At 43.2% G+C, this 3424-nt stretch carries 3 protein-coding genes; all 3 read right to left on the bottom strand.

The genetic code is table 11. The annotated features are described in order from the left end of the window. On the bottom strand, nucleotides 1-791 hold a 791-nt coding region (locus AC1DWN_RS30680; RefSeq protein WP_477562646.1), incomplete at its 3' end, for an endo-beta-N-acetylglucosaminidase. A 47-nt stretch (nucleotides 792-838) separates the two neighbouring features. Then, nucleotides 839-2509, bottom strand: coding sequence for an extracellular solute-binding protein (locus tag AC1DWN_RS30675; RefSeq protein ID WP_477562645.1), 1671 nt, complete (start codon nucleotides 2507-2509; stop codon nucleotides 839-841). An 81-nt stretch (nucleotides 2510-2590) separates the two neighbouring features. After that, the coding region (locus AC1DWN_RS30670) for a helix-turn-helix transcriptional regulator (protein ID WP_477562644.1) at nucleotides 2591-3424 on the bottom strand (834 nt) is incomplete at its 5' end.

The raw sequence follows: 3424 nt of genomic DNA, 5'->3' as shown, positions 1-3424 counted from the left end.
GCATAGACTTGAACGTAAATCCCTTGAGAAGTCATGGCACGAATAAACTCTTCATATACCGGCATAAAGCTGGCAGAAAGTTTTTCTTCTGCATTCACAAAGTAGCCGTCAAAGCCGTAATACTTAGCCATTTCAACAAATTTATCCGCGAGTGGGAATCGTCCATTTTCGTCTTTATACACATAGTCATCCGTATGCTCTGTTCTAGGGAAGAAAATACTGCCTAATGATTTAACACCGTTTTTATGCGCGGCATTGGTGTAAGCAGGATTCGGAATATTCATCACACCAAACTCATATTCACGCTCCCACCAATCGGCTTCAGGATTAAATAGGGAGTCCGGTGTTGGGTTCGTAACTACACCATGCCAGGATGCTGTATAATCAACATATTGCCAAAAGTTAAACAGATATTGAGCGAATTGATCATTATAAATGGTTGGATTAAAAAACTCGTTGCCATAATCACCTGTTAAAATTAAGCTTTGAACTTCTTGATCCAGCATAGGATTGGCCTGTGTTGGTTTAAAGGGTTCATTTCGTTGCTGAAGCGGCACTTCCGCTCTCATAAATTCATAGTACTCATCTGTTTTAGGAGTCCAATCCAGAATATCCTGTTTTCGGTGTCCATGATAAACGGGTTGATTTTCACCCTTATAGCCTTGTTCACCTATGCGGGGAGCGAGAGTATCGCCACCAGCCTGTACGACCGTAGCGTTAGGGAGAATCATACTAATGGATAAGATGGATGCAGCAGCAATAGTCATGTGTTTTTTGAACTTCACTCTCATGGTTACATACTCCTCTTTTCATATTTATATAGTTTGTTGTTTCACTATTAGTTCTGCGCGGCCTTCCACGCATTAACTTCATGCGTTATTTGCTCTCCGCCTAACTTCAGCCAGTCCTGGGCGAATTTGTCGAATTGATCGATAKGAATCGCACCATAAATAATTTTAGTGAAAATTTCGGATTCCATTTTCTCTAAGGTAGCTTTCTTCTCTCCCATCGTATCAGTCACCGCACCTCCATAGCCTTCGGGTACAATTTTCCCGTTATTCGACAGCTGCTTCAGCACCATCATTGCTCCTTCGGGTCCGTTCTGATACGTCTCACCGTAGAAATTCAAATCTCCTTGACCAAAAGCAATGATCTTATCGTAGGTAGACTTTTCCTCTGGATTTAATCGGGATGGATCGCTTTGCATGAGCGCGTCAGAAACATTTTGCGTCCGCTTCAAATCTTTGTCCGGGGCGACCATATCCACAAACGCGAATTTTGCCACCGTAATGCCTTGGCTGTCTACGCCATATTTCAAGTAATCCGCAGAAGGGCCATACAGCTTATCCATGAATAAATTAGCCATTTTAACCACGATTTCAGGATGATCGTAGCCTTTTCTGACAACGAAGTAATAATTTGCTCCTAAAGGCAACTGAACCGAAGCATCACCGCCGTTCACGGATGGGATCGGATAGGCTCTCCACTCGGCATTAGGGTTCTTCTTCTTGTTATCCTGAAGCGGCCATTGGGAAGCCCAACTAGGACCAAAGAGTATACCTACATGGTCATTCACGATCGATTCCGCCACTTTGGAGGCATCCTTGATACCGAATTCCTTGTCCAACTCACCGGATTTATACATTTCCGCTAATTGTGCAAGCGCGACTTTGACCTCAGGCTGAATACTTCCGTACACGAGATTCCCTTCATCATCTTCCACCCATATGGTCGGGAAAGCACCATAAGCATTAAAGAAGCCGTTCAGGGAGGGATAGCCATTAACCACATCTTTGCTCAAAGCCACACCGAATGTATCCTGCTTGCCGTTACCATCCGGATCCTTTGTCGTAAACGCTTTCGAGGTGTTCAGCACATCCTCCCAAGAAGTTGGGGCCCGAAGATGAAGAGCTTGCATCCAATCTGTTCGTAACCACATCACCGGCGTGTTAGCGCCGATCATTGGTTCGGTTTTCGGCATAGCAAACAATTTCCCATCAAAATTAGCGGACTGTAACGCCATCGGATCCTGTTCGAAGATGTTCTTTACGGCAGGGGTCGCAAATTGCTTATACACATCCGTGAGATCTTCAATCATATTGGCCTCAACCAGCTGTTTCAATTGGGACGATTTCACCATCATCAGATCCGGAATATCCCCCGACACGATCGAAACATTTAGTTTCTGCAAATATTGAGCGTCGGTTCCTTTCACAATCCAATCGTATTTCAGGTTAATTCCCATCTCCTTATAAAGAGATTCCCAAGCATTTTCGGTCTCCGACTGTCCTGAGGGATACACGACGTCTTGCGTAATGAATTTCACTGCCGTAACATCAATCGACGGATCATACTTTCCCTGTGGGTCTACTTTTGTTTCTTGTTTGATGACCGTATCCGAATCGACTGATTCGGCATTCTTGGTTTCATCTTCCATACAACCAGTTACTGTAACTGAGAAAAATAATAGAATTGACAGCGAGAAACGAATCCAGTTTATTTTTTTCATATCTAAGATCTCCCACAACCTCATTATAAAGTCCGGATGTGTGCACAACTAGTTTCCGTTTATTACTTTTGTATCTTTTATTTACTTACTGTGCTTTCTTTTGAGTACCCTATATTCTTGAGGCGTCAAATTCGTTGCCTTTTTGAAAAAACGATGGAAATATTGTGATGAGAATAAACCAAGCTCCGCTGCAATTTCATGAACCTTCAGCTCATCCTGCTCCAAAAGCGCCTTCGACTTTTCAAGCCGAACATCATTTATGTAGTTCGATAATCCTTGAAACGTGACCTTTTTGTAAAGTCTGGACAAGTAGGAAGGATTATGGCCTACGACCTCACCGATTTTAGTCAAAGACACATCGCCAGATATATGTTTCATAATATAATTTTGAATGGTGCTTATCAGTTCATGTTCTTGCAGATTCACTCCGGTCCTTTTCTGATCAAAAATTCTCCTTGCTATCAACATAAATTCTTCACTGATCTGGTGCCAGGATTCAAATCGTTCAATCTGTGTAAACTTGCTGAGGTCCATCTCGTACGAAGAGTCGCCTACTGCCTCCTTCAAGCTATGAGGCAAAAATACCGAAACTAATAAAAAATATAATTCCAACTGGATCTCACTCGGAAACGAATCCGCTTTAGAGCCAAACCGCAGCAACTCCTCCAACGTATCAAAAAAGCAATCCTCATGTCCGTTTACGATGCACGCTTTTAAGTACTCCATTTTATGCAAATGTGCAGAGGTGAGGCTTCTCTCGGCAGCAGAGTCCTTATCATTGACCCCATTACGCTGTTCCTRCAAAATCACTTCTTTCACCATACCCGGCCCGCTATAGAGCATCAAGTTCAGCAGATCGAATTTCGGCGTAAGTGCAGCCCACTCTACAACATCCGCAGCGAGTACAAGAGAGAC

The sequence above is a fragment of the Paenibacillus sp. P4_A7 genome, assembly GCF_056402455.1.
The sequence above is the reverse complement of the archived record's forward strand: the minus strand, read 5'-3'. Positions and strand labels throughout refer to the sequence as shown.